Raw genomic sequence first — 24,487 nt, 5'->3', positions numbered from 1 at the left:
CCCGGGCACGCGCTAAAGTTAACAAGCACGTCATTCACCCTAAGGAGGGCCGTTGGGACTTTTGGAAACCGTCAAGGATCCACAGGACCTGGCCAAACTGTCCGGCACCGAGCTGGAACAACTGGCCGGCGAAATCAGGGAATTCCTGATCACCAACGTTGCCGCGACCGGCGGACACTTGGGCCCCAACCTTGGCGTCGTTGAACTCACCCTGGCTGTCCACCGGATTTTCGAGTCCCCGCGGGACAGCATAGTCTTCGATACCGGGCACCAGTCGTATGTGCACAAGCTGCTCACCGGCCGACAGGATTTCAGCACCCTCCGCCAGCAGGGCGGCCTCTCCGGTTACCCGGATCGCGCTGAATCAGAGCACGATATTGTGGAGAGCTCCCATGCTTCGTCCTCCCTGTCCTGGGCCGACGGCATTTCCCGTGCCCGCCAGTTGACCGGCGAAGGTGACCGGTTCGTCGTCGCGGTTGTCGGCGATGGCGCACTCACCGGTGGCATGACCTGGGAAGCCATCAATAACATTGCCGCTGACAAGCGTCGCCGCGTGGTCATCGTGGTCAATGACAATGGGCGTTCCTACGCTCCCACTGTGGGCGGATTTGCCGACTACCTCGCTTCGTTGCGTCCCACCATTGACTCCCTGCGCACCACTCCGGCGTACGAGCGGATGCTGGACTGGTGGAAGAAGAAGCTCCAGGACGGCGGACCCGCCGGGCAGTTCACCTACAAGAGCCTGCACGCCATGAAGAAGGGCATCAAGGACTGGTGGGCTCCCCAGGGCATGTTCGAGGACCTGGGCATGAAGTACATCGGTCCAGTGGATGGGCACAGTCTCCAGGCCATGGAGAATGCCCTCAACACTGCCAAGGCTTACGGCGGTCCGGTGATCGTCCACGCGATGACCGAGAAGGGCCACGGTTACGCGCCGGCCCTTGCCAACGAGGCAGACCAGTTCCACGCCGTAGGGATCATCGATCCCGAGACCGGCGAGTCCACGGAAATGCCCGGTGCCAGGTCCTGGACCTCCGTGTTCGCTGAAGAGATCGCGGACATCGCCGATGAGCGCGAGGACATTGTGGGTATTACGGGCGCCATGCTCATTCCCGTGGGCCTGCACAAGTTTGCCGAGCGGCACCCGGAGCGCGTTATCGACGTCGGAATTGCAGAGCAGCATGCCCTGACGTCCGCGGCGGGCATGGCCTTCGGCGGTCTCCATCCGGTGGTGGCGGTCTATGCCACCTTCCTGAACCGGGCCTTTGACCAGCTCCTGATGGATGTGGCGCTGCACAAGGCAGGGGTCACGATTGTCCTGGACCGGGCCGGAGTGACCGGCCCGGACGGCCCCAGCCACCACGGCATGTGGGACATGGCCATGGTCCAGATCGTGCCCGGACTCCACCTGGCCGCCCCCCGAGATGCCACCAGGCTCCGTGAAGAACTGCGAGAGGCTGTAGCGATTGACGATGCTCCCACCGTGGTGCGTTTCTCCAAGGGCAGCGTCGGTTCCGAGGTTGAAGCAATCGAGCGCCTTCATGACGGCGTGGATATCCTCGCCCGCCGCCCGGAGGGTTCCACCGAAAACGACGTCCTCATTGTCAGTGTCGGTGCCATGTCCGAGCTCGCCTTGGATGTAGCCGGCCGACTGGGTGCCCAAGGCATCAGTTCCACAGTGGTGGACCCCCGTTGGGTCCTTCCCGTTCGCAAGTCGATCATCGCCCTCGCTGCCCGGCATCGCCTGGTCATCTGTATTGAAGACGGCGTGCGCGCCGGTGGCGTCGGGTCCCGTATCCGGCAGGAAATGCGCGCTGCGGGGGTTGACACGGCGCTCAACGAAGTCGGATTGCCGGTGGAGTTCCTGGTCCATGGCTCCCGAAGCCAGGTCCTGGAGCGCGTTGGGCTCACTGCCCAGAAGATAACGCACGACGTCGTGGCGCAGGTTCTGGGGACGAAGGTCCCCTTCGCGAGGCCTCTCCCGGGCCAGGAACACCCCACCACCGGCAGTCTGCCCACGTTGTGACGGACAGCCGCGGACCGGGCTCACTGCAGCCCGGTGACCTCGTTGTGTCGAGGAACAGGAAATGGAACGGCAAGGCCCACTGGGTGGTTCCAGGCAGATACCTCGGCGAAGACATCCACGGTTGGTGGATCTTCCAAGGGGCGGGGGAGTTCTGTTCCCGTCCCGGGGCAGCCTTCTACACTGCCTCGGACGCCGTCTTGCTGGTCCCGCGGACTGGCGAGTACGTGGCGACGTTCTATGACGACACGTACCCGGGAGATTTCCGGATTTACGTTGACCTCGCCACTGCCCATGGCTGGAGCCCCATCAAACCCGGGGTCACGGAGTTCCACATGATTGACATGGACCTGGACGTGATTCGCTCCACCCGGCATGGAGTGTTTGTTGACGACGAAGATGAGTTTGAGCAGCACCGGGTGGCCATGGGCTATCCGGACGAAACAGTGGCCGCTATGCGCACGGAATGTGCAGCCCTCTTGGAGGCTGTAGTGGCCATGAAAGCACCCTTCGATGTCGCTGGTGCGGGCACCAGCGCCGAATGGTTCAGGAAAGGACGGGCATGAGCGGGATTATTCGTACATACAAGCGGGACGATGAGGGAGTTCTGCACTTCCGGGAAGCCTGGTACGACGACGAGGACCAGCAGTTCGTCATTAATCACGGCGTAGTGGGCCACCAGAGCAAGACCGATGAAACCGGTGTTGAGGACGAGTCGTCGGTGGAAGGCCTGATGGCGGCTTTTGCTGCGCAGTGCGAGGAAGACGGATACGCGGAGATTCCGGAGTCAGAGCAGTTCTGGGTGGTTGCCCAGATTGCCCTGAAGACCAAGGACGGCACCGAACGGGACCGCCACCTTGAACGGAAAGCCAGGGCTGCCCTGACCGGCGAGCTGGCATGGCGCGGGTTGGGCATTGTGGACCGGTCCGAAATAGGAAACGGGCACTTGAACATCTTCTGCCTCTGCCCGGACGTCAACAAAGCCGTGAATGCCATCAAGATCTGTGTGCGTGGTGAGGACTTGGACTTCACCAAGCTCACCATTGCCTCGGCACCCCACAGCGAGCCTGACGCCTTCAAGGTGAAGCACTCGCCCAAGCAGGGTGTGGGCTTTACTCTCTAAATAACACCCAACGCACCAGGAGGGACTTCCATGGCGTCCAAGAGCAACTGGCCCGGACACACACCACTGCCCAAGGGGCTTGCCGCTCCGGCGAGACGGGCTTTGGCGCACGAGGGAATCGAGACGCTGGAGCAGTTGGCGGAATTCGGGGAGGCGAAAATCTCCAAGCTCCACGGCATGGGGCCGGTGGCCATCGCCCAGCTTGAGGACGCCATGGAAGAATCGGGAATCTCCTACAGCGGCAGCTAGGCTGAATTCATGACTGAATACCGACGCCTTGGCCACTCCGGATTGACTGTCTCAGCCGTGGGGCTGGGCTGTAACAATCTGGGGCGTGCCAATACCCCTACCGAGTCACAGGAAGGCACGGACGCTGTTGTCCATGCCGCCTTGGATGCAGGAGTGACCTTCTTTGACGTCGCTGACGTTTATGGCCGCGAGCCGGGCCTCAGCGAGGTCATGCTGGGCAAGGCGCTGAAGGGACGGCGTGAGGACGTCGTCATCGGCACCAAGTTCGGCATGGACATGAAGGGTGTCAACGGGAACGATTTTGGGGCCCGTGGTTCGCGCCGCTACATTGTGAAGGCTGTCGAAGCATCGCTCCGGCGACTGGATACGGAGTGGATCGATTTGTACCAGTTCCACACCCCTGACCCGCTGACCCCCATCGAAGAGACGCTCGCAGCCCTCGATGACTTGGTAACTGCCGGCAAGGTCCGCTACATCGGACACTCGAACTTCGCCGGCTGGCAGATCGCCGAAGCCGAATATGTTGGCCGTCAGGCCGGTGGTGCCCGTTTCATTTCGACGCAGAACCATTACAACTTGCTGGATCGCCGCGCTGAACTTGAGGTCATTCCCGCCGCCGGGGCTTTCTCTTTGGGCGTGCTCCCGTATTTTCCCCTGGCCAACGGGTTGCTCACCGGAAAGTATTCTGCCGGCAAGGCACCCGAAGGCACCCGGCTGAGCCATACGCGCACCAACCTCGTGCACGACGCCGATTGGGATCAACTGGGCCGCTTTAGCCAGTTCGCCAAGGAACGTGACATCACTGAGTTGCAGCTTGCATTCTCATGGCTTGCCGCCCAACCGGGTGTCAGCAGCGTCATAGCCGGTGCCACCCGTCCGGAGCAGATCCGCCAGAATGCTGAAGCCGTGTGCTGGGTTCCCACGCCGGAAGATCGCTACGAAATGGACGAGATCTTCCCGCAAGCACCCAAGGTTGCCCTCTTCTAGCCCTCTTTCACATAACAGCGGTTAAACCGGAGCGCTCTCTCACCTTGGTGAGAGAGCGCTCCGGCTTAGGCCGCGGGAGGTGAAAGAGGGACGGGTCAGGCAGGTGCTGAGGCGATCCCCGGCGCCAGGAACCTCTTGCCGTTGACCCTTTCCGAAGCACCTACACGGTCCAGATACGGGGTGATGCCACCAAGGAACATCGGCCAGCCCGCACCCATGATCACGCAAAGGTCGATGTCCTCCGGTCCGGACACGACGCCCTCTTGGAGCATGAGTCCGATCTCCTCGGCCAATGCATCCTGTGTGCGTCGAAGGACTTCCTCGCCGGTGGACGGAGTGTTGCCGAAGGACATCACAGCCAGGGTCTCAGCCGGGATGACAGGCCTACCGCCGGGGCCGGGGACCCAGAGGGTCTTCACTCCGTTGTCGATAAGCTTTTGCAGGTTCTGCGAGACCGGGAACCGCTCGCCGAACGCGCTGTGCAGGGACTCCTGGACATGCTGGGCAACCGGCAGGCCCACCATGGCAGCCAAGGTGAACGGGGACATTGGAAGGCCCATGGGACGCAGGGCGCTGTCAGCGACCTCGGCAGGAGTTCCTTCATCGAACGCGGCGATGACTTCACCCATAAGGCGGAGCAGGATGCGATTGACCACGAAGGCTGCGGCGTCCTTGACCAGTACTGCGGTCTTCTTCAAGCCCTTGGCGAGTTCGAACGCGGTAGCCAGTACGGCGTCGTCGGTCTTAGGTGCCCGCACAATCTCCAGAAGCGGCATGACTGCCACCGGATTGAAGAAGTGGAAGCCCACCAGGCGTTCGGGGTGCTTCAAATCCTCGGCCATGGCAGTGACTGACAGCGATGAGGTGTTGGTGGCCAGGATGCACTCAGAAGATACGATGGCTTCAACCTCGGCGAAGACCTGCTTCTTGACGTGCAGCTCTTCGAAAACGGCCTCGATGACGAAGTCGGCGTCGGCGAACACTTCTTTGGAGACCGAACCCGTCACGAGGGCCTTGGTCCTGTTGGCGGCGTCGGGCTTGATCCTCTTCTTCGCCAGCATCTTGTCGACTTCGGCGTGGACATAGGCCACGCCCTTGTCCACCCGTGCCTGATCGATGTCCGTCATGACTACGGGGACCTTCAGTTGGCGGGCGAACAGCAGGGCCAGCTGGCTTGCCATCAGCCCTGCACCCACTACGCCAATCTTGGTGACGGGGCGCGCCAGCTTGCGGTCAGGGGCCCCTGCGGGGCGCTTTGAGCGCTTCTGCACGAGATCCAGGAACGCGTACACGGTGGAGCGGAACTCGTCGGTTTGCATGAGGCCGGCGAGGGTTTGGCACTCGAGCTCGGCCGATTCCGCCTGTGTCATGGTGCGGTTGGCCTCCATGACGTCCAGGACCTTTGCCGGCGCAGGGGAGGCGTTGGAGGTTTTGGTTTCCACGACCGCCCGGCCGGCTGTGATCGCTGCGGCCCATCGCCCGGCTACGGACTCTTCGGCTGCATCAACGGAGTTCTTCCGTTCAGGGGTTACCTCACCGGAAATAACCTTCGCGGCCCATGCGAGCGATTGTTCCACGAAGTCGGCTGGTTCGAACATGGCATCGGCCACTCCGAGCTCGAAGGCCTGCGGTCCAGTGAGGGTGCGGTTGTTGCTGAGGGGACTCTCGATCATCACCTTGATGGCGTTCTCCGGGCCGATAAGGCGCGGCAGGATATAGACCCCGCCCCACCCCGGTACCAGGCCGATGAACGCTTCGGGCAGGGCAAGTGCACCAGCCCCTGTCGAGACTGTCCGGTACGTTGACTGCAGTGCGATTTCGAGTCCGCCACCCAAGGCGAGACCGTTGATGAAAGCGAAGCTGGGAACGCCCAGGTTTGCCAAAGTGCTGTAGACAGCGTGGCCAAGCTGTGCCATCCAGAGGCCGTGCTCGCGTTCCTTGAGCGTTTTGACGGCCGAAAGGTCTGCGCCGGCCACCAGGAAGTACGGCTTCCCTGTGACGCCGACGCCTACAATTTCGCCCCGTGAAGCGCGCTCTTTGAGGGTGTCCAGGACACTGCCCAGTTCAACCAGCGTGTTGGGTCCAAGCGTGGTGGGCTTGGAATGGTCCAGGCCGTTGTCCAGGGTGATCAGCGCAAAGGTCCCCGCTCCGCCGGGCAGTTCGATGTCCTGGACGTAAGAATGGGTGACAAGCTCATCAGGGAACAGGGCGGCGAGCTTCTGGAATTCGTTGGCGCTCATGCGGCGGCTCCTTCAGTGGTGGCGGTCTCAGCGGTGGAGGAAGCGTAGTCGGCGTGGTTCGGGTTTTCCCAGATCACTGTGGCACCCATGCCCAAGCCGATGCACATGGTGGTGATGCCATAGCGCACTGTGGGATCTTCCTCGAATTGCCTGGCCAGCTGGTTCATCAGCCGGACCCCTGAGGAAGCCAGGGGATGTCCGACGGCGATCGCCCCGCCATAGCGGTTGACGCGGGGGTCCTCGTCTGCGATGCCGAAGTGGTCCAGGAAGCTGAGCACCTGGACGGCAAAGGCCTCGTTGATCTCGAAGAGCCCGATGTCTTCGATGCCCAGTCCGGCGTTCTTCAGGGCCTTTTCCGTGGCCGGGACGGGGCCGATGCCCATGACCTCAGGTTCGACGCCGGCGAAGGCGTAGGAAACAAGCCGCATCTTCACTGACAAGCCCAGTTCCTCCGCAGCGTCGGCAGAGGCGAGGACGGCAGCCGTGGCGCCGTCGTTAAGTCCTGCGGCATTGCCTGCGGTGACACGGCCGTGGGCACGGAACGGGGTGCGCAGTTCGGCAAGGTCGGCCACTGTGGTTCCCGGGCGCGGGGGTTCGTCCGTGGTGTGGAGGGCCCAGCCCTGGCCGGGCTTCATGGTGGCCACGGGGACGAGGTCGTGCTGGATTTGTTCGTTGGCGTAGGCTGCGGCGAGCTTGGCTTGTGAAGCCGCAGCGTAGGCATCGGTGCGGTCCTTGGTGATGGCCGGAAAACGGTCGTGCAGGTTCTCCGCCGTGTTACCCATGTTCAGGGCAGCCGGGTCCACCAGCCGCTCGGACATGAACCGTGGATTGGGGTCGGCTCCAGCACCCATGGGGTGGTTGCCCATGTGTTCCACTCCGCCTGCAACAACCACGTCGTAGGCGCCAAAGCCAATGCCGCTCGCCGTCGTCGTTACTGCGGTCATGGCCCCTGCGCACATGCGGTCGATCGCGAAGCCGGGTACGGTTCGCGGCAGTCCAGCAAGCAATGCGGCGGTTCGCCCGATGGTGAGGCCTTGGTCGCCGGTTTGGGTGGTGGCGGCAATCGCTACCTCGTCCACCCGCCCGGCAGGCAGCGACGGGTTTCGCCGCATCAGTTCACGGATGCACTTCACCACGAGGTCATCGGCCCTGGTACCCGCGTAGATTCCCTTCTCACCGGCTTTGCCGAAAGGGGTGCGGACTCCGTCCACGAAGACGACATCGCGGACTATCCTCTGGGCGGTGCGTGATGGACTCATGTATTAACTCCTCGTTGAGACATGGTGCCGGCCCGCATTGCGGGTGTTCCGGTTGGCATTAAGGCAATGTTACTCGTCGGTAACTTACGGTGCAAGGTGTGTCACAGTCTGTTCCGCCGGTCCAGGGGCACGCGAAAGGCCCGCCACCGCGAACCATGGTTCGGGTGACGGGCCAGGCGGTTCCGGTCAGACTCAGGCGGGGTCCTTGGACCCTTGGGTTTCCTGGGCCTGCCGGCCGTCCTTCGCTTTGGTTTCCTTGGACGGAAGTGGTTTGGGGTTCAAGCCGGCGTCAGCGAGGATCGGCGCGGCGAAGTTGACCTGCCATTCGCGTGCACCCAGGGCCCGTAACTCAGCGGCTACCGTTTCCAGGGAAGCGTCGGCCGGCGGGCGCCAGGTGATGCGCCTGAGGAAGTCCGGCGTGAGGAGGTTCTCCACCGGCAGGTTGAGTTCGTCGGCTTTGGCCTGAAGTGCGGGCCGTGCTGTGGCCAGCCGCGCTGCTGCTTCCGGATCGCGGTCGACCCACACCCGTGGTGGTGGTGGAGCGTTGGTGGGCAGGTGCAAGGGCGGCACATCGGTCAAGGTGCGGGCATTGGTGATGCAGCGAAGCCATCGCGGTGCTTCCCGCTGGGCTGATCGGCCGTGGAATCCCTTGGTGGCCAGTAGTTGGGGGACCGTGGTGGGCATCGCCTTGGCGGCTGCCACCAGGGCAGAATCGGGGATCAGCCGCCCTGGAGCTACATCACGTTTGCGTGCCAGCTGATCGCGTTCCTGCCACAGTTCCCGAACCGCTGCCAACTGCCGGCGATCCCGGATCTGGTGCAGACCGGATGTTTTCCGCCAAGGATCTACCCTGGGTGCCGAAATTCCTGCGGCAAGGATGCCCGCGAATTCCTGCTCTGCGTACTCCAGCTTGCCATCGGCTTCGAGCAACTCGATGAGCTCTTCACGCAATTCGGCAAGAACCTCGACGTCCAGTGCCGCGTACCGGAGCCAGGGCTCGGGAAGTGGACGGGTGGACCAGTCGGCCGCCGAGTGTTCTTTGGCGAGGCCGAATCCAAGCAATTGCTCAATGACGGCGGCCAAGCCCACCCGGGGGAGGCCGGCAAGCCGTGCAGCAAGCTCAGTGTCGAACAGTTTGTCCGGCCACATGCCGAGTTCTGACAGGCAGGGCAGGTCCTGCGTGGCCGCGTGCAGGATCCATTCGACGCCACGAAGGGCCTCGTTGATGATGTCCAGATTCTCGAAAGGTTCGGGGTCGATCAGCCAGGTTCCCGCGCCCTCGCGGCGGATCTGAACCAGGAAGGCGCGCTGACCGTAACGGAAGCCGGAGGCACGTTCTGCGTCCACCCCGGCTGGTCCTGTACCTGCGGCGATGGCGGCGGCGCAGCGTTCCAGTCCGGAAGGAGTATCGATGACCAAGGGCACGCCTTCGCGGGGCGTATCGAGATCGATGACTTCGGGGACGTGGCTGTCGAAGCCGTCTACCTTGATGTGCGTGGTGGGATCAGCAACCGGATCGCCGGCTGTGGTTTTATCCAGATTTTCAGGGGTCATGGTGGCTTAAGCTTACCGATTTACGCCGTAGCGCACTTTTGGCTGCTTTTGGGCGCCTGTGGTGAACGGTGGTCGATCCTCAATTGAGTCTCCTGTTCGGAAGTCCCGTGACTCCTGGCGGCAGGGGCGGCAGCCCGGCAAAAGTGCAAACCATGTCGGACCACGCCTCCAGATGCGCCTGCACATCAGCGCTGGCCGGCGTCCATGACGCACGGAGTTCAATGTCTATGGTGTCCGGGCGGTCGGCCAGCGTGCCGAAGCTCTCGGAGAGGATCCGTGTTGCGGTGCCGCCGGCTGCGCGATACGGGGCCGCGTGGTTCTCGAGCGCATCCACCAGCCACGTCCAGGCGACCGAGCCCAACATGGAGTCATTGCCCATCTCTGCGTCCATCTGCGCCCGGATGTAGGTGACAATGCGGAACTCGCCTTCCCACACCGCTGAACCATCGGGATCGTAGAGGAGGATGAACCGGCCAGTGGCTAGTTCGTCATCTTCCTCGCTGGCCGGTGTGTTGGCTTGGCTGGCTGCGAAAGCCTTGGCCGCGGGTCCGTGGACGGGTACCCGACGGGTAGCTGCCGTGGGACTGAAAACTTCCGCTCCAAGGGCTACTGCGTACGGGGCCAGTCGGGCTGGTGCAGGGATCTCGTCAAGCCGCAGTTCGCTGCGGCATTGGGCTTTTCGTAGCGTTCCCAAGGCGACGAGAAAGTCCGAGGGAACCTGTGCGAGGGCGTTCACCCTCGCAGGTTATGCTTCCGGGGCGGCGATTCCCAGCAGGCTCGCCGCCCCGGATGCAGGGGGTTACAGGGAGCCCAGTTCCCGTTTGATGCCCGCGACGAAGGCGTCGATGTCTTCCTCTGTGGTGTCAAAGGAGCACATCCACCGGACCTCGCCCCTGGCCGCATCCCAATCGTAGAAAGCGAAATTCTTGCGTAGGCGATCTGCAACGCCGGCCGGGAGGATGGCAAAGACGCCATTGGACTGCGTCGCCTGGGTGGGTTCCACTCCGTCGATCGCCTCAACGGCGCTGCGGAGGCGGGCTGCCATGGCGTTGGCATGGGCGGCCGACCGCAACCACAATCCGTCTTCCAACAAGGCGATGAACTGGGCGGAGATAAAGCGCATCTTCGAGGCGAGCTGCATGTTCATCTTGCGCAGGAACTTCAGCCCGTCGGCTGCTTCGGGGTTCAGGGCCACCACCACTTCGCCAAAAAGCAGTCCGTTCTTGGTGCCGCCAAAGGACAGGATGTCCACTCCGGCGTCGCGGGTGAAGGCCCGCAAGGGAACGTCGAGGTAAGCTGCGGCGTTCGCCAGCCGCGCACCGTCCATGTGAAGCTTCATGCCCTTGGCATGGGCGTGGTCCGCAATGGCACGCACTTCCTCAGGGGTGTAGCAGGTGCCCAGTTCGGTGGTTTGGGTAATGGAGACCACCAGGGGCTGGGCGCGGTGCTCGTCACCCCAGCCCCACGCTTCCCGATCAATCAGCTCCGGCGTGAGCTTGCCGTCTTCTGTGGGTACCTGCAGGAGCTTGATCCCGCCGACGCGTTCCGGTGCGCCGTTCTCATCCATGTTGATGTGCGCGGTGGAAGCGCAGATGACAGCTCCCCAACGCGGCAGCAGGGACTGCAATGCCAGGACGTTGGCGCCTGTGCCGTTGAAGACCGGGAAACATTCAATGCCGGATCCGAACTGCTGTTCCAGGACTTCCTGGAGGCGTGCGGTGTAGACGTCCTCACCGTAGGAAACCTGGTGTCCGCCATTGGCAGTGGCCAACGCGGCAAGGATCTCAGGGTGCACGCCGGAGTAGTTGTCGGAGGCAAATCCACGAACCGAGGGGTCATGGAGTTGGCTGGTCCCGACCATCCCGTTGCCGCTGTTGGCGGGGTGGATGGCCTCAGTTGTGCTCGTCACTTGTTCATTCACGCTTTCAAGTCTATTTGGCCAGCAGGATGCGTTGGCCGTTGAGGTTTGCGGCCGGTTCTTCAAAGAGGCCGACGACGGCGGCTGCCAGGTCCTCGACGTCGGTGTAGCCGGGGAACCGCCTCTCCGGATGGGCGGTACGCATGGCAGAATCCACGAGGGCTTTCACCACGAAGATGACGGCCGCGCTATGCAGGTCTTCTGACTGTTGCCCCTTGTCCTGGCGGTTCTCGGCCTGGTCCCGGCGGAACCCGTCAGCCACTGCCAGGGTCCATGCTTCGGCGGCGGCCTTTGCCGCCGCATAGCTGGCAGCAGCGGCGGTGGGGGATGAAACGGCCGTGGAGGAAATCATTGCCAGCCGGCCGTGGGGGGATGCCTCGAGTTGGCTGTAGAACACCCGGGAGACGTTGCGCAGGGTAGTGATCGCGCCCCGTTCCATGGCATCCCAGTCTTCATCGCTTTGGTCTTCGATGCCCTTCGCGCCTCGCCAACCGCCCACCAGGTGGATCACACCATCCACGCTGGCGACGCCCCAGCCCGAGAGACTGTCTGCCAGGTCGCGAACAGCATCATGGGAAGCGAGATCGCACACCAGGGGCGTGACCCCGTTTCCGGCTTCAGTCGCCGCAGCCTTGATCCGCACTTCATCCGAACCCACTGTGAATACCCTGTGACCGGCGGCCCCCAAAGCCCTCGCCGCAGCAATGCCCGAGGCGCTGCTGCCGCCGGTCACAAGGATGGTCAGCGTGGGCATCAGGCAGCCGTCGCGCCGGTGATGCCGGTGGTGGATTCAATCACGGGGCGCATCTTCTTCTCGAGTGCTTCATAGAACATGGACAGGGGGAACTCATCGTCAAGGACCTGGTCGGTGAGTCCGCGGGGAGGGCCGTCCAGCGGCAGGGCATCCGGGCCCTTGGCCCATACCGAAGCAGGGTGCGCTGTTACTGTGCCGGAAATGAGCTCGTACGCGGCCAGCCAGTGGGCAGCCTTGGGCCGATCGATGGAACGCCAGTAGAGCTCTTCGATCTTTGCCCCGAGCTCCACCACCACAGCGGCGGCATCCTCCCAGTCAATGGAGAGCTTGCTGTCCGTCCAGTGCAGGACGTGGTGCTGGTGCATCCATGCGAACAGGAGCTGACCGCCGAGACCGTCATAGTTGCGGACCCTGCTGCCGGTGATCGCGAAGCGGAAGATCCGGTCAAAGATCACGGCGTACTGAACCAGTTTTGCGTGCTTCCTGGCGTCAGGATCTGCATTCTCGTCCTTCTCGATGCGGACGGACTCGCGGAATGCGGTCAGATCGCACCGCAGCTCTTCCAGGGAGTAGAGGAAGAAGGGCATGCGCTGTTTGATCATGAACGGATCGAAAGGCAGGTCACCACGCATATGGGTACGGTCATGGATGAGGTCCCACATGACGAACGTGCGCTGGGTGAGTTCCTGGTCCTCGATCAACTGGGCCGCGTCGGCCGGCAGCTCAAGGGACGTTGTTGATGCTGCTGCTTTGAGGACGCGGCGGAACCGTGCGGCTTCACGGTCGGCAAAGATGGCGCCCCAGGTGAAGGTGGGAGTCTTCCGCACTGCAACGGTTTCGGGGAAGAGCACTGCGGAGTTGGTGTCGTACCCGGGCGTGAAGTCGATGAAACGGATGGGGACGAAGAGCTTGTTGGAGTACTCTCCTGCTTCGAGGCCGCCGATGAACTCTGGCCAGATGACCTCGATCAGGACCGCTTCAACCAGTCTGTTGGTGCTGCCGTTCTGTGTGTACATCGGGAAAACCACCAGGTGCTGGAGGCCATCGACGCGCAGTTCCTGGGGTTGGAACGCTTGCAGGGAATCCAGGAAGTCCGGAACTCCAAAACCGCCGTTCACCCACCGGCCGAAGTCCTCCACCAGAAGCTCCAGGTAACGGGCATCGTGGGGGAACAAGGGGGCCAGGGACGTGATGCTTTCACAGATTGTTGCTACGAGCCCTGCGGCCTCGCTGTGAGCAGCAGGATCGGCGATGGAGCCGTCTTGTTCCTGGTGCGCCTGGAGTGCTGTGGCCGCGGCCTTCAGGGATACCCACTCAGCGTTGTCAGCGGTGACACGCGGGAGGGTGGAGGTGGCGATGGTTGTCATGGAGCTCGGCCCTTTCCGAAGTAGTGATTGCTTCTGGGCCGAGCGTAGCAAGCAAAAAGCATTGCTAATTGAAAAACGGATCCAGCATAAGCAATTCTTGGCCTAGGGCTGCTCATGCGCGGTTCGAGGTCCAGCGCCCCACAGTGCTGACCCCGGGAGCCGCCCCGGACGGACCGTGCAAAGCCCGGCCCGTCCGGAACCGTCAGCTCTCTTCCGGGGTAACCAGGCGGAGCGAAATGGAGTTGATGCAGAACCGCTGGTCCGTGGGAGTGCCGTAGCCCTCGCCCTCGAAGACGTGCCCCAGATGGGAGTCGCAGTTGGCACAGCGGACTTCCACGCGGTCCATCCCCATGGTGCGGTCATGAAGGTAGCGGACCGTGCCTTCAGCCAAAGGAGCCCAGAACGACGGCCAGCCGCAATGGGAATCGAACTTCTCCTTGCTGGTAAAGAGCTGGCTGCCACAAGCACGGCACTGATAAACGCCCTCCGTGTGGGTGTCCCAGTACTCGCCGGTGTACGGCCGTTCCGTTCCCGCCTGCCGCAGAACGCGATATTCCTCGGGGGTTAACTCCTCGCGCCAGCGGGCATCGCTCTTCTCCACGGACGCAGACGTTGTCTTACTGGTGTTCTCAGGAGTGTTCATGTCTTGTGCAACGCTCACGAGTCGCCGATAAATCCCGAGCCCGCGTACAAGTGCAACACCGGCAGCCCCAATTGATCCTGCGCCTTATTGGCCCAGTCCGTGTGGAACGTATCGGCGATGGCATGGGGACGGGTGATCACCACGGCCTGGGCAGCATCGAGAGCCCGTACCTTGGCCACCAAGCCGGCAACCGCACCGCCGTCGACGACTTCACCGGTGACGCCGCCACCCAAATCGGCCAACGCCGCCAACGAGGCAGCCAACGTCTCCGAGGCCTCAGCACGCTCCGCCTCCGGATCCGGCGATTGCGCCGTAAGCTCACGGAACGCCTTGGCGATATCCAGCAACGAAAGATTTTCCAGGAAATCGACCAGGAGATGGCGCTCTGTATTGGCGGGGACAAGGACAACCAGGGGAGCATCGCCACCGTCCACCAGTTTCTCGATATTAACGCGGTCGTCGGGGCCAAGGGGCTCTTCAGTCAGGATGACTATGGGATCACTCATGGCTACAGCGTAGTCCCGCGCAACGTGGGTCCGCAGGCTTTTGGGATCGAATCCGGGCCCTGATGCGCCGCACCCCGGGTGCCTGCAACGGGTAACAGCAAGAAGCGGCAACAATGGAGGCATGGCAACAACTTCCCGGTCAGCGAGCGACGCTGCAGAGACCAAGCTGTCCCTCCGCACCAAATGGGCCATTGGCGGCTTCCTGGCGGGAGGCACCCTCGCAGGCCTGCTGGGTGCCGGCTCTTCTGCGCTCGCCGTCTATTTTGCCCGTCGCGTCATCACTCCGGCCGCCCGGCATGAGGACCAAGAGGTCCTCGCTGTCATCCAGGGTGACAAAGGGCCCCAGGTCATCCTGACCGCCACTGCGGACACCATCATCGACGGCGTGTTCAGCCTGTTCTTCGGAGGTGGCCACGGGCACGCCCGGATTGGCAGGATCGTGTCCTATTCCCCGGCTGAACAGACGGTGCTTCGCGAGGTCGAAGAGGTTTACAGCGGCAACCTGGCGGAAGCGCGCCGTGGCTGGTGGAGCGGGGCTACCTACCCGGACCCGGCAGCGATCGGTCTTGCGTCCGAAGAGGTCCAGATAGAGGTCGACGGCGGGCTGGCGCCGGCGTGGTTGATCCGCGCCGAGGCTTCTGCTCCAGCCAAGGTCTGGGCCATCATGGTGCACGGGCGCGGTGCCACACGGCTTGAAGGCCTGCGGGCTGTGCGGACAGCACGGAGCCTGGGATTGGACAGCCTGCTCATCTCCTACCGCAACGACGGTCTTGCCCCTTCCGCCCTTGACGGACGCTACGGCCTGGGCTCCACCGAATGGCGGGATGTTGAGGCCGTCATCGACTACGCGCTGGCCCATGGCGCAGAGGAGATCGTGCTCTTCGGTTGGTCCATGGGCGGAGCGATCAGCCTGCAGACCGCCGATCTTTCCAATCACCGGCATCTCATCAGGGGCATGGTGTTGGACGCCCCTGTCATCAACTGGGTTAATGTCATGGCCCACCACGCGCAAATGAACAGAATTCCCTACACCGTGGGGCGGTATGGGCAACTCATGCTGGGTCATCCGCTAGGGCGCCGGCTCACAGGCCTGGCTGCTCCCGTGGACCTCAAAGCCATGGATTGGGAAGCCCGGGCCATCGAACTTCGCACCCCCACACTGCTGATTCACAGCGTTGACGACGACTATGTTCCGTTCGGGCCATCAGCGTCCCTCGCCGAAAAGAACCCGGACATGGTAACTTTCGAGCCCTTCAACGGCGCCCGGCACACCAAGGAGTGGAACGTCGACCCGGAGCGATGGGAACGCGTAGTGCACGCTTGGCTGCAGCGGCAGTTGGCGCCACGGAACAACCCGGGACAGGCGGCCACTGCGGCCGCATCAGACCACAGCGGGTGAAGACGGCGTCTGGTTCAGCCTTAAGCTGCGCGAGAGGTGCCGATTGCCGCAACTGCGGCGTTGGTCAGCCGGATCAGGTCCGTCGGGGAAAGTTCAATGTCCAGTCCGCGCCGGCCGCCGGATACCAGGATGGTGTCAAAGGCCAGCGACGATTCGTCCAGCACCGTAGGGGAGGTCTGCCGCTGCCCCAAGGGTGAAATGCCGCCCAGTACATAACCGGTGCGGCGCTCTGCTGCCTTGGGATCAGCCATGGCTGCTTTCTTTGCCCCAAGGGCGGAAGCAACGGACTTCAGGTCCAGATTGCCGGACACGGGGACAACGGCCACGGCAAGTCTGCCCTCCACCTCCACCATGAGTGTCTTGAAGACCCTCATAGGTTCAATACCGAGGACCTCTGCTGCTTCCAGGCCATAACTGGCCGCTGCGGGATCATGGGCGTAGGGATGAAGGACAAAGGGAACGCCGGCTGCAGTAAGAGCTGCAGTTGCCGGCGTTCCCTGTGAAGCTGTTTTCTTTGCCATTCGGTGCGGTTGTGTCCTTCAGCGCTCTGACAGAATCAGTGTTCCAGTCGGTTGGCGGCTGCAACTTTGCGCTTGATGCGGCCGAGCATGGCGGTCATTCCCCGCATGCGCAGGGGAGTGATGGCCCGGGTGAGTCCCAGCAGTTCCGGCATATCGTCCGGGACAGCGAGGATTTCTTCGGCCGTGAGTCCGTCGAGGCCCTCGTGCAGCACACCGGCAAAGCCGCGTGTGGTCGGTGCCTCCTGGGGAGCCTTGAAGAAGAGCCGGTATTTGCGGGCGCCGTCAGGATTCTTTTCCGACTCGATGGTGAGGAACAGCGGAGACTGGCATTCCACCACCTGCTCCAGCAACTCAGGGTGGTCCTTCAGGCGCTCCGGAAGTTCCGGCAGCCCCCGTGAAAACTCGAGCAGGAGTTGCAGGCGGTCAGGCTCCGTCAGTGCCTGGAAGTCATCGACGATTTCGGCCAACGCGGTGGGCAAAGTGTACGTACTCATCTCTTCCAGCTTACGCACAACCGGCCCGAAATGTGCTCTGTGTACCGCAACACTACGGGCTCCGGCCGCGCTACTAGTTGCGTGCGAAGGCAGCGGGTACGGAACCCCGCTCGGCGCCCTTGACGATCGGAACGCGCACGGCGTTGCCCCACTCGGTCCAGGAGCCGTCGTAGTTGCGCACGGAATCGAAGCCCAGCAAGTACTTCAGCGCAAACCACGTGTGGCTTGAACGTTCACCGATCCGGCAGTAGGCCACCACGTCGTCGCCGGCAGCAAGCCCGGCCTCGCCAAGGTAAAGGGCCTCGAGCTCTTCACGGCTGCGGTAGGTGCCGTCTTCGGCGGCGGCACGGGCCCACGGAATCGATGCGGCAGTGGGAATGTGGCCGCCACGGAGTGCGCCTTCTTCCGGGTAAGCCGGCATATGGGTGCGCTGACCGGTGTATTCCTCGGGGGAGCGGACATCAATCAGGGGGTTGCCCAGGTGTGCCAGGACATCTTCCTTGAACGCGCGGATGGGGGCGTCATTGCGCTCCACCACCGGGTATTCGCCGGCTGTTGGCTGGGAAACTTCGGTGGTGAGCTCGCGTCCTTCTGCGATCCACTTGTCGCGGCCGCCGTCCAGAAGCCGGACATCCTCGTGGCCGAAGAGGGTGAAAACCCAGAGGGCGTAGGCAGCCCACCAGTTGGACTTGTCGCCATAGATGACAACGGTGCTGTCACGGGAGATTCCCTTGGAGGCTGCGAGGGAAGCGAACGCTGCGCCGTCGACGTAGTCACGGGTGACCTCGTCGTTCAGGTCGGTGTGCCAGTCGATCTTCACGGCTCCAGGGATGTGGCCGGTTTCATACAGCAGGACGTCTTCATCGGATTCAACCACTACCAGTTTGCCGTCGGCGATGGCACCGTCGGCCAGGGCTGAGGCCAGCCACTCTGTGGAGACAAGGCGTTCGGGGTTTGCGTACGAAGCAAACTTTTCGTTTTGTTCAACGGGGTAGGACATGGTGATGGCCTTTCACTGACAACGGACGGGAGCCAGGCCGTGAAAAATGATGCAGGTGCCAGCCCGGCGTTCTCCCAACACTAACCACGGGCCGCCCGGATTGCTTCCCTGTGGTCACACGGTGAAACATGGGCTTGGTCACGTGTCCGTCCCGGGCCGTCCAATGCCGGTATTCTTGCTGGGGACCTAATACCGAAGGAACGGACCACCGTGGTACAGATCGAACAACTGGCTGCCCGCACACCGGCAGTCTCCGTGGAGGAACTCCTCAAGGGTTTCTACCCCTCTCCGCGATTCGGAGAGGTTTCGTTCGACAGTTACCGTCCCGACCCCTCGCAGCCGAGCCAAGCCAATGCTGTGAAGCTCCTCTCCGCCTTCGCCGACGGGGTTGGTTCCGAGGACAGCGGGGGACTGTTCAAGAAACTCTTCGCCAAAAAGGCGCCCGCTACCAGGGCAGGTATCTACCTTGACGGCGGCTTCGGCGTGGGCAAGACCCACCTCCTGGCCTCGTTGTGGCACAGGTCGCCCGGGCCCAAAGCGTTCGGAACGTTCGTGGAATACACCAACCTGGTTGGTGCGCTGTCCTTCAGGAAGACCGTGGAGGCCCTGAGCAGCTACAAGCTTGTGTGCATCGATGAATTCGAACTCGATGATCCCGGCGACACCGTGCTGATGTCCCGCCTCATGCGTGAACTGGCCGACGCCGGGGTCAAGCTCGCTGCCACGTCCAACACCTTGCCGGGCTCGCTGGGTGAGGGGCGCTTTGCCGCCGTCGATTTCCAGCGCGAGATCCAGGTCCTTGCCGACCAATTCGATGTTGTCAGGATCGACGGCGAGGATTTCCGGCACCGTGGGCTGCCCGCGGCTCCCGCGCCTCTTAAGACTGAAGAACTGAAACACCGCATGAAAGCGGAGTTTGCAGGCAAAACGGTTGCAGTGGACGACTTCCGCACCTTGGTCAACCATCTGGCTGCGGTCCACCCCAGCCGTTACCGCCAGCTCATATCCGGCGTCGAAGCAGTGGTCTGGAGCGACGTCGAAACCATCACGGAACAGGCTGTGGCCCTCCGCTTTGTGGTGCTGGCGGACAGGCTTTATGACAAGGATGTACCCATCCTGGCCAGTGGCGTCCCCTTCGACAAACTCTTTACCGAAGAGATGATGACCGGCGGCTACACCAAGAAGTACTTCCGTGCTGTATCGAGGTTGACGGCGCTTGCCCGCGAGGCGCAAAACCACGAGCCCGCCTGACTTACGCTTTTTGAACGGGTTCGCGGCTCTTGAGCATCCAGCGGACCAGGATGCCTCCGGCAAGCGCCCAGAACGCGGCGCCTACGCCGGCAAAGCTGAGGCCTGAGGCTGCCAGAAGAAAGGTGATACAGGCTGGAATGCGTTCCTCTGCTACGGCCAACGCTGAGGAAATGGAGGCCGCCAGGGTCCCGAGGAGTGCGAGGCCGGCCACGGCTTCCAACAGTCCTGACGGGGCTGCGGCCACCAAAGTCACCAGTGCCGCGGATGCCGCCGCCAGGACAAGGTAGGCCAGGCCGGAGACGAACGCTGCGATCCAACGCCGGCCATGATCCTTGCCGGCTTCCTCGCCGGCAGCGAGGGCCGCACTGAGGGCGGCCAAGTTGATCGCATGACCTCCGAAAGGCGCGCCGGCAACGGTGCCTGCGCCGGTGACCAGCATTGATGGCCTCCACGGCGTGGTGTAGCCGAACGACTTGAGAACCGCGACACCGGGAATGTTCTGCGAGGCCATGGTGACGATGAACAGGGGCAATGCCAGCCCGACAGCAGCCTCCAGGGAAAACGCAGGAGTTGTCCATTCCAGCCGTGGCACGAGACCCTGGACCGGTACCTGGACGCCGTTGGTGACCATGTGGATTCCGATGACGACCAGAGCCACCACCAAGGATGCCGGGACTGACCAACGCGGGGCGAACTTCATGAGCACAACCCAGCACAGGACCACGGGAGCAATGAAGAGCGGGGCAGAACCCAGCGATTTGAAGGGCGCCAGGCACAGGGGGAGCAGGACCCCGGCCAGCATTGCCTGCGCCAATGTTGTGGGGATCTGTGCCATGAGTCGGCCCAACACCGGCAGCAGCCCCGTCAGGACGATCAGTACCCCGACGATCAGGAAGGCACCTACGGCCGCCGGCCATCCGCCGTCGACCACTCCAGCGGAGGCGAGCAGGGCCGCCCCGGGTGTGGACCAAGCGAGTGTCACCGGCATCTTGGACCGCCAGGACAGCCACAGGATGCCCAGGCCGAAGGTCAGGGTGAGCGCCAGGAGCCCACTGGATGCCTGGGCTTGATTGGCGCCAACAGCCTGCAGTCCCGCAAGGACTACCGCGAATGATGACGTGAATCCCACCAAAGCTGTAACGATACCGGCGGTGATCGGCGGTCCAAGTGTCTCCCGGTTGGAGCTGTGGTGCGTTGTTGGCGGGGCGGCAGAAGGCATAAAGTCCAACGTACCCGACCCGCGGCGTGCGATGGTTAAACGCCAAGGGCACCGGTGGCGCCTCTCGGCGGGACCGGTGCCCCCTTGACGTATCTGGTACGGCGGCTCAGGCAGCTAGGGCTGCTTCGGCTCATCCGTGACGGGAGCCTGTCCAGGCTGACCGTCGTTCTTGGCCACGAAGTCGGAAGCGGCGTTCTGGACCTTGTCGACGTGACCGGCATACTTGCCGCCCGTCTTTTCGTCCACAAAATTCCCGGCCTTTTCGATGCCATTCTTGATGGCTTCTTCGTTGCCTTGAATGAGACCCTGAGCCTTGCCCTTCAGGTCGTCAATTAAACCCACGGGCACCTCCCTTCCTTCGCGGAGCCAGTTCGCTCCTCCGCGTCCGACCCTAACACCACTTGTCAGGGGTGCCAAGGGTTAGATGCGGGGCTGTGGACAAACTACGCCAAGGGCTTACTTTCCACCTTGTGGCGGGGGCTGTCCGGGTTCATGAGTGAGTGCTTGCGACCGTACGCGAAGTAGATCACCAGGCCGATGACCAGCCACACACCAAACCGGGCCCAGGTTTCCCAATGCAGCTGGAACATCAGGAAGGCGGAGGCCAAGACGCCGAAGGCAGGGACGATCGGCATGAGCGGCAACCGGAACGTCCTCGGAGCATTGGGTTTGGTGTAGCGGAAAACAATCACTGAAACGCAGACCACCACGAAGGCGGCCAGGATGCCGATGTTGGTGAGGTCGGCTACTTCCTTGATGGGGAAGACGCCGGCGAGGAATGCTGAAGCGACGCCGGCAATCCACGTGACGCGCTGTGGCGTGCCGTGCCGGTCCGTTTTGGCGAACCAGCCGGGAAGCAGGCCGTCGCGGCTCATGGAGAACCACACGCGGGTGACGCCCAGCAGGAAGGTCAGCATGACGGTCAGGATGGACAGTACCGCGAACACCGAGATGATGGTGGCGATGACGGGCAGTCCAACCCCCTGGAACGCCGATGCGAAGCCGGCGGTGGGGTTGATGTCTTTGTAGTTCTGCATACCGGTCAGGACCAGCGTGGCAGCTACGTACAGGAGCATGGCGATGATCAAGGACAAGATGATGGCCTTGGGCATGTGCTTCTTGCCATCCTTGGCCTCTTCGGCCGCTGTGCTCATGGCGTCATAGCCGAACACTGCGAAGAAGACGGTTGCGGCGCCGGCGATGACCGGGCCGAAGCCGCTGGGCATGAACGGGTTGTAGTTCTCGGCGTTGACGTAGAAAATGCCCAAGCCGATGATGAACAGGATCAGGATGACCTTGATGGCCACCGCTACAAGTTCGAACCGGCCAAAGGCCTTGGTTCCACGGCTCAGGATCCACGTGACCAGAAGGCAGACCAGGATCGCCGGGAGGTTGATGATGCCGCCCTTGCCCTCGTCGGCAGTGGACGTCATCCACGTCGGCATGTCGATGCCGATGCCGGAGAGGAAAGCATCAAAGTAGCCGGAGATGCCGATGGCCACCACTGCCACGATGGCGATGTATTCCAGCAGCAGATCCCATCCAATGAACCAGCCGATGATTTCGCCAAGGGCCACGTAGCCGTAGGTGTAGGCCGAGCCGGCGCGGGGGATCATTCCAGCGAACTCGGCATACGAAAGCGCGGCTGCGCCGGAAGCCAGGCCGGCGATCAGGAAGGAAATCAGTACCGCAGGACCTACTCCGGGGGTACCTTCGCTGCCATGGGCTACAAGGCCGGCCAGGGAGAAAATCCCGACGCCGATGATTCCGCCAACGCCGATGGCTGTTAGTTGCCAGAGGCCAAGACTCTTGAATAGTCCGCTGTGTTTGTTTTCTTCCTCGATGTCGTCGATCGGCTTGCGCCTGAGGACGGAATTGGAAGCCGTCTGTTGATTCATGGGGGTACTCCTGCCAGTTGGCGTGGAACGGTGATGAGCTCGCAGTACATTATGCGAGCCGAATCACATTAGATAAAGCGAATTCTTCTGAGGGGTATCAGTTAGTTGACGTAATGAATCGATGGATTGGAGAAATTGGGCACAAAAAAAGCAGCTCCGGGGAGCTGCTTTTTTATCCTGGAGCGGACGACGAGATTCGAACTCGCGACATCCACCTTGGCAAGGTGGTGCTCTACCAGCTGAGCTACGTCCGCACATGTTGTCTGCCTGGCTGGTGCCTGGCCTTCAACAACAAACAAGTTGCCTTGTTTTGGTGGGCGATACTGGGATCGAACCAGTGACCTCTTCCGTGTCAGGGAAGCGCGCTACCGCTGCGCCAATCGCCCGTTTCCGGGTCCTTCTCAAAGGAGAGCGGACGACGAGATTCGAACTCGCGACATCCACCTTGGCAAGGTGGTGCTCTACCAGCTGAGCTACGTCCGCACATGTTGCCTGCCAGGATGATTCCTGGCCTTCAACAACAAACAAGTTGCCTTGTTCTGGTGGGCGATACTGGGATCGAACCAGTGACCTCTTCCGTGTCAGGGAAGCGCGCTACCGCTGCGCCAATCGCCCATGCATCCAGCCGACAGCTGGAAGACATGGTTTTCACCGAGGTGGGTACGGGATTCGAACCCGTGTATACGGCTTTGCAGGCCGCTGCCTCGCCTCTCGGCCAACCCACCGTGTAAGCAGGATTCCGGGGAATTCTTGCCTTGACAGTGCCTTGCGAGCGGACGACGAGATTCGAACTCGCGACATCCACCTTGGCAAGGTGGTGCTCTACCAGCTGAGCTACGTCCGCAGTGTCGTTTCGACGGCCAGCCCTGCAGGCTTTCCGTCGCTTTCCGACGAGTAAAAACTCTATAGGAGGATGTTGCAAACTCCAAATCGGGCGCTGATTTTTGCTTTCGGAGACGGCTGGATCCTTGTCTTTCCGCGGTCTGCGGGGAGTTTCACGAGTGTAATTCCACCCGTGTAGTTCGTTGCCGTCGCGGAGGAGCTGATCGGTTTTGCATTCAGGCCGTGGTCGGTTAGTGTTTTCTATGCACCCGGGCGATTGGCGCAGTGGTAGCGCGCTTCGTTCACACCGAAGAGGTCACTGGTTCGAACCCAGTATCGCCCACCCAACAGAAACCCCCGGAATTCCGGGGGTTTCTTGGTTTCCGGGCTATCCACTGCTCTGCGGATCAGCAACGTAACGGCTTTTGCCCGAGGCTGAGCTGTGGCGGTTCATCGGCTCGGGGGTTTTGATTCCGGGGACAGCCGCAGCGTGTACTTCAATCTGGTGCTATTGAATATCGCCATCGAGTCAGCGGCTGGAGAGCAGCCGTGAGCCTGTGGCCCCCGACCCGACCGAGTATGGACACCAGGGTCAGGAAACTTGGGCATCACCGAAGACGAGGTAGCCTTGCTCGGAGTATGAGCACTCGCCTGTGCCTTTTGAGACACTGAAAGTCAGCCTTTGGCCTCCTGTGAGAACAACTTGCAGAGGCGCGCCGCCGTCGCTGTCGATTTGAAGGCGGCTGATGAGTGCGTCGTCGACATAGACATCAACAATGGCTTTGATTCCTGCGGGGGTGCCCGTGCGAAGACCCACTTGGGCTTTCAGGATGCTGAATGCCCCATCAAGTTGGTAGCTTGTCTCGTCGGCTGTTCCCTCGCAACCCATGAACTGGGATGTTGAATTGGCGTAAAGGGTACCCGATGCATCACCTTCGAGGACTGCAGTGGTTTCGCCCACAGGCCTTGTGGATTCGTGCTTGAGGGCGTACAGCCACTGGCCGCCATTCGGCAACGAACTCAGTGCACCCTGTGTCTCGGGTGGCGTGATGGTCTTTGCCGGTGGCGGTGCGGACGTCCCGGCTGTTTCGGTTTTCTCTGAGGCTGCAGGCCCCGAACTCGTGGGGCTGGATTTTGGGCCTGCCGGGCTGCCTCCCGCGCCGCATGCTGCCAGGGCGAAAGTTATGGATACCGCCAGGGCAATAATGGCGGGACCTTTGGTCTTCTTCAAGGTGGTTCTCCTTCTTGTAGCGGGAATCC

Annotated in this window: 23 protein-coding genes and 7 tRNA genes; 8 read left to right on the top strand and 22 right to left on the bottom strand. The window is 62.2% G+C overall.

Annotated elements, in window-relative coordinates; all coding sequences use genetic code 11:
- The first annotated feature begins 52 nt into the window (after window positions 1–52).
- Genes dxs through M1D51_RS13030 form a run of 5 tightly spaced genes read left to right on the top strand, consistent with a single transcriptional unit; the run spans window position 53 to window position 4,382 of the window.
- Window positions 53–2,026, top strand: coding sequence for a 1-deoxy-D-xylulose-5-phosphate synthase (dxs, locus tag M1D51_RS13050; RefSeq protein WP_458106794.1), 1,974 nt, complete (start codon window positions 53–55; stop codon window positions 2,024–2,026).
- Window positions 2,023–2,589 carry a DUF402 domain-containing protein gene (locus tag M1D51_RS13045; RefSeq protein WP_458106793.1) on the top strand — a complete coding sequence of 189 codons (567 nt, stop codon included), beginning with the start codon at window positions 2,023–2,025 and terminating at the stop codon, window positions 2,587–2,589. The genes dxs and M1D51_RS13045 overlap by 4 nt, the downstream gene beginning before the upstream one ends.
- Window positions 2,586–3,146, top strand: a complete 561-nt coding sequence (locus M1D51_RS13040; protein ID WP_458106792.1) for a hypothetical protein — start codon at window positions 2,586–2,588, stop codon at window positions 3,144–3,146. The genes M1D51_RS13045 and M1D51_RS13040 overlap by 4 nt, the downstream gene beginning before the upstream one ends.
- Window positions 3,147–3,176: 30 nt before the next feature.
- Window positions 3,177–3,395 carry a helix-hairpin-helix domain-containing protein gene (locus M1D51_RS13035; protein ID WP_172323603.1) on the top strand — a complete coding sequence of 73 codons (219 nt, stop codon included), beginning with the start codon at window positions 3,177–3,179 and terminating at the stop codon, window positions 3,393–3,395.
- 9 nt (window positions 3,396–3,404) lie between these two features.
- Window positions 3,405–4,382 (top strand): aldo/keto reductase, encoded by a 978-nt coding sequence (locus M1D51_RS13030; RefSeq protein WP_458106791.1) that lies wholly within the window; start codon window positions 3,405–3,407, stop codon window positions 4,380–4,382.
- A 95-nt stretch (window positions 4,383–4,477) separates the two neighbouring features.
- Here M1D51_RS13030 and M1D51_RS13025 read toward each other — a convergent pair whose 3' ends face one another.
- The 9 genes from M1D51_RS13025 to M1D51_RS12985 form a co-directional block, all read right to left on the bottom strand.
- Entirely contained in the window at window positions 4,478–6,622 is a 2,145-nt protein-coding gene (locus M1D51_RS13025; RefSeq protein ID WP_458106790.1) for a 3-hydroxyacyl-CoA dehydrogenase NAD-binding domain-containing protein, read from the bottom strand.
- Window positions 6,619–7,881, bottom strand: a complete 1,263-nt coding sequence (locus tag M1D51_RS13020) for a thiolase family protein (protein ID WP_458106789.1) — start codon at window positions 7,879–7,881, stop codon at window positions 6,619–6,621. Before M1D51_RS13020 ends, M1D51_RS13025 begins: the two co-directional genes overlap by 4 nt.
- Before the next feature lie 192 nt (window positions 7,882–8,073).
- Window positions 8,074–9,435, bottom strand: coding sequence for an HRDC domain-containing protein (locus M1D51_RS13015; RefSeq protein WP_458106788.1), 1,362 nt, complete (start codon window positions 9,433–9,435; stop codon window positions 8,074–8,076).
- Window positions 9,436–9,514: 79 nt separating this feature from the next.
- The gene (locus M1D51_RS13010) at window positions 9,515–10,171 is read right to left on the bottom strand and encodes a DUF3000 domain-containing protein (protein ID WP_458106787.1); all 657 of its coding nucleotides are present in this window, start codon (window positions 10,169–10,171) and stop codon (window positions 9,515–9,517) included.
- Between the two features lie 63 nt (window positions 10,172–10,234).
- Window positions 10,235–11,296: a threonine aldolase family protein gene (locus M1D51_RS13005; protein ID WP_458109590.1), complete on the bottom strand. Its 1,062-nt coding sequence runs from the start codon at window positions 11,294–11,296 to the stop codon at window positions 10,235–10,237.
- 70 nt (window positions 11,297–11,366) lie between these two features.
- Window positions 11,367–12,107, bottom strand: a complete 741-nt coding sequence (locus M1D51_RS13000) for an SDR family NAD(P)-dependent oxidoreductase (protein WP_458106786.1) — start codon at window positions 12,105–12,107, stop codon at window positions 11,367–11,369.
- Window positions 12,107–13,474, bottom strand: a complete 1,368-nt coding sequence (locus tag M1D51_RS12995) for a DUF6421 family protein (protein WP_458106785.1) — start codon at window positions 13,472–13,474, stop codon at window positions 12,107–12,109. Before M1D51_RS12995 ends, M1D51_RS13000 begins: the two co-directional genes overlap by 1 nt.
- Window positions 13,475–13,676: 202 nt before the next feature.
- Window positions 13,677–14,117: a peptide-methionine (R)-S-oxide reductase MsrB gene (gene msrB / locus M1D51_RS12990; RefSeq protein WP_172325524.1), complete on the bottom strand. Its 441-nt coding sequence runs from the start codon at window positions 14,115–14,117 to the stop codon at window positions 13,677–13,679.
- 14 nt (window positions 14,118–14,131) lie between these two features.
- Window positions 14,132–14,623 carry a hypothetical protein gene (locus M1D51_RS12985; protein ID WP_458106784.1) on the bottom strand — a complete coding sequence of 164 codons (492 nt, stop codon included), beginning with the start codon at window positions 14,621–14,623 and terminating at the stop codon, window positions 14,132–14,134.
- A gap of 121 nt (window positions 14,624–14,744) precedes the next feature.
- Here M1D51_RS12985 and M1D51_RS12980 point away from each other — a divergent pair, with 121 nt between their 5' ends.
- Window positions 14,745–16,022, top strand: coding sequence for an alpha/beta hydrolase family protein (locus M1D51_RS12980; protein ID WP_458106783.1), 1,278 nt, complete (start codon window positions 14,745–14,747; stop codon window positions 16,020–16,022).
- A gap of 20 nt (window positions 16,023–16,042) precedes the next feature.
- Here the strand turns inward: M1D51_RS12980 and ybaK are convergent, their stop codons facing one another.
- The 3 genes from ybaK to M1D51_RS12965 form a co-directional block, all read right to left on the bottom strand.
- Window positions 16,043–16,543 carry a Cys-tRNA(Pro) deacylase gene (gene ybaK / locus M1D51_RS12975; protein WP_458106782.1) on the bottom strand — a complete coding sequence of 167 codons (501 nt, stop codon included), beginning with the start codon at window positions 16,541–16,543 and terminating at the stop codon, window positions 16,043–16,045.
- Between the two features lie 35 nt (window positions 16,544–16,578).
- A complete protein-coding gene (locus M1D51_RS12970) occupies window positions 16,579–17,037 on the bottom strand; it encodes a SufE family protein (protein WP_172325519.1) in 459 nt (152 codons plus the stop codon).
- A gap of 73 nt (window positions 17,038–17,110) precedes the next feature.
- Window positions 17,111–18,037 carry a sulfurtransferase gene (locus M1D51_RS12965; protein ID WP_458106781.1) on the bottom strand — a complete coding sequence of 309 codons (927 nt, stop codon included), beginning with the start codon at window positions 18,035–18,037 and terminating at the stop codon, window positions 17,111–17,113.
- Window positions 18,038–18,247: 210 nt separating this feature from the next.
- On the opposite strand from M1D51_RS12965, the gene zapE reads away from it, so the two are divergent.
- Window positions 18,248–19,288 carry a cell division protein ZapE gene (gene zapE / locus M1D51_RS12960; protein ID WP_026540336.1) on the top strand — a complete coding sequence of 347 codons (1,041 nt, stop codon included), beginning with the start codon at window positions 18,248–18,250 and terminating at the stop codon, window positions 19,286–19,288.
- A gap of 1 nt (window position 19,289) precedes the next feature.
- Here zapE and M1D51_RS12955 read toward each other — a convergent pair whose 3' ends face one another.
- From M1D51_RS12955 to M1D51_RS12915, 9 genes are all read right to left on the bottom strand, one after another.
- Window positions 19,290–20,507 carry a benzoate/H(+) symporter BenE family transporter gene (locus tag M1D51_RS12955; RefSeq protein WP_458106780.1) on the bottom strand — a complete coding sequence of 406 codons (1,218 nt, stop codon included), beginning with the start codon at window positions 20,505–20,507 and terminating at the stop codon, window positions 19,290–19,292.
- Window positions 20,508–20,621: 114 nt separating this feature from the next.
- On the bottom strand, window positions 20,622–20,855 hold the full coding sequence (locus tag M1D51_RS12950) for an antitoxin (protein WP_141282025.1): 234 nt from the start codon (window positions 20,853–20,855) through the stop codon (window positions 20,622–20,624).
- Window positions 20,856–20,950: 95 nt separating this feature from the next.
- Window positions 20,951–22,405, bottom strand: a complete 1,455-nt coding sequence (locus tag M1D51_RS12945) for an amino acid permease (protein WP_458106779.1) — start codon at window positions 22,403–22,405, stop codon at window positions 20,951–20,953.
- 178 nt (window positions 22,406–22,583) lie between these two features.
- A tRNA-Gly gene (locus M1D51_RS12940) sits at window positions 22,584–22,659 on the bottom strand.
- A gap of 57 nt (window positions 22,660–22,716) precedes the next feature.
- Window positions 22,717–22,791 (bottom strand) — tRNA-Val (locus M1D51_RS12935).
- 24 nt (window positions 22,792–22,815) lie between these two features.
- Window positions 22,816–22,888, bottom strand: a tRNA-Gly gene (locus tag M1D51_RS12930).
- A gap of 57 nt (window positions 22,889–22,945) precedes the next feature.
- Window positions 22,946–23,020 (bottom strand) — tRNA-Val (locus tag M1D51_RS12925).
- Window positions 23,021–23,059: 39 nt separating this feature from the next.
- A tRNA-Cys gene (locus M1D51_RS12920) sits at window positions 23,060–23,130 on the bottom strand.
- A gap of 46 nt (window positions 23,131–23,176) precedes the next feature.
- A tRNA-Gly gene (locus M1D51_RS12915) sits at window positions 23,177–23,249 on the bottom strand.
- A gap of 249 nt (window positions 23,250–23,498) precedes the next feature.
- Between M1D51_RS12915 and M1D51_RS12910 the strand changes: the two genes are divergently transcribed.
- Window positions 23,499–23,570: transfer RNA gene (locus M1D51_RS12910), tRNA-Val, on the top strand.
- A gap of 249 nt (window positions 23,571–23,819) precedes the next feature.
- Here M1D51_RS12910 and M1D51_RS12905 read toward each other — a convergent pair.
- Complete coding sequence (locus M1D51_RS12905; RefSeq protein ID WP_458106778.1) at window positions 23,820–24,458, bottom strand: hypothetical protein; 639 nt, start codon at window positions 24,456–24,458, stop codon at window positions 23,820–23,822.
- Between the last annotated feature and the right edge of the window lie 29 nt (window positions 24,459–24,487).

Source organism: Arthrobacter sp. R3-55, from assembly GCF_054161505.1.
This window is presented reverse-complemented; position numbering and strand designations above follow the sequence as displayed.

Bases quoted from the DNA above. Each gene is read 5' to 3' on its own strand.
- M1D51_RS13040 (WP_458106792.1), top strand. From the start codon at position 2,586: ATGAGCGGGATTATTCGTACATACAAGCGGGACGATGAGGGAGTTCTG.
- M1D51_RS13035 (WP_172323603.1), top strand. From the start codon at position 3,177: ATGGCGTCCAAGAGCAACTGGCCCGGACACACACCACTGCCCAAGGGG.
- M1D51_RS13030 (WP_458106791.1), top strand. From the start codon at position 3,405: ATGACTGAATACCGACGCCTTGGCCACTCCGGATTGACTGTCTCAGCC.
- M1D51_RS13025 (WP_458106790.1), bottom strand. From the start codon at position 6,622: ATGAGCGCCAACGAATTCCAGAAGCTCGCCGCCCTGTTCCCTGATGAG.
- M1D51_RS13020 (WP_458106789.1), bottom strand. From the start codon at position 7,881: ATGAGTCCATCACGCACCGCCCAGAGGATAGTCCGCGATGTCGTCTTC.
- M1D51_RS13015 (WP_458106788.1), bottom strand. From the start codon at position 9,435: ATGACCCCTGAAAATCTGGATAAAACCACAGCCGGCGATCCGGTTGCT.
- M1D51_RS13005 (WP_458109590.1), bottom strand. From the start codon at position 11,296: ATGGTCGGGACCAGCCAACTCCATGACCCCTCGGTTCGTGGATTTGCC.
- M1D51_RS13000 (WP_458106786.1), bottom strand. From the start codon at position 12,107: ATGCCCACGCTGACCATCCTTGTGACCGGCGGCAGCAGCGCCTCGGGC.
- M1D51_RS12995 (WP_458106785.1), bottom strand. From the start codon at position 13,474: ATGACAACCATCGCCACCTCCACCCTCCCGCGTGTCACCGCTGACAAC.
- msrB (WP_172325524.1), bottom strand. From the start codon at position 14,117: ATGAACACTCCTGAGAACACCAGTAAGACAACGTCTGCGTCCGTGGAG.
- M1D51_RS12985 (WP_458106784.1), bottom strand. From the start codon at position 14,623: ATGAGTGATCCCATAGTCATCCTGACTGAAGAGCCCCTTGGCCCCGAC.
- M1D51_RS12980 (WP_458106783.1), top strand. From the start codon at position 14,745: ATGGCAACAACTTCCCGGTCAGCGAGCGACGCTGCAGAGACCAAGCTG.
- ybaK (WP_458106782.1), bottom strand. From the start codon at position 16,543: ATGGCAAAGAAAACAGCTTCACAGGGAACGCCGGCAACTGCAGCTCTT.
- M1D51_RS12970 (WP_172325519.1), bottom strand. From the start codon at position 17,037: ATGAGTACGTACACTTTGCCCACCGCGTTGGCCGAAATCGTCGATGAC.
- M1D51_RS12965 (WP_458106781.1), bottom strand. From the start codon at position 18,037: ATGTCCTACCCCGTTGAACAAAACGAAAAGTTTGCTTCGTACGCAAAC.
- M1D51_RS12955 (WP_458106780.1), bottom strand. From the start codon at position 20,507: ATGCCTTCTGCCGCCCCGCCAACAACGCACCACAGCTCCAACCGGGAG.
- M1D51_RS12945 (WP_458106779.1), bottom strand. From the start codon at position 22,405: ATGAATCAACAGACGGCTTCCAATTCCGTCCTCAGGCGCAAGCCGATC.